The organism is Exiguobacterium sp. UBA6282, assembly GCF_002440475.1.
In the GTDB taxonomy this organism is placed as follows: Bacteria; Bacillota; Bacilli; order Exiguobacteriales; family Exiguobacteriaceae; genus Exiguobacterium_A.
Map to the genome: position 1 here is coordinate 13,324 of NZ_DJUM01000015.1, position 269 is coordinate 13,592.

A 269-nucleotide genomic window follows, 5' to 3' on the forward strand; every position below is an offset into this window, starting at 1 on the left:
CGTCTTTCCAAGCAGGACGCGGTTAACCTATTTTGAGTAGACAAGGAGAGAACCGCTCATGACCACTTTTTTCTCATTGATCCGTCGCGGAAATAAGTCAGCCCTTGCTGCCGCCATCGTCAATACGATCATTGCCGCGATCAAGTTCGTCGCCTATATCTTAACTGGGAATGTAGCGATGTTCGCTGAAATGATGCATACGATTGGTGACGCAGCGAACCAGTTCTTCGTCTACATCGGTTCTGCTCTCAGTAAAAAAGCACCAACGA

The 269-nt window shown here is 48.0% G+C and carries 1 protein-coding gene; it reads left to right on the forward strand.

What is annotated here, in order from left to right; genetic code table 11:
• Positions 1–58 precede the first annotated feature (58 nt).
• Positions 59–269: cation transporter (locus B2751_RS04500; protein WP_290773136.1), on the forward strand; the 211-nt coding region annotated here is incomplete at its 3' end.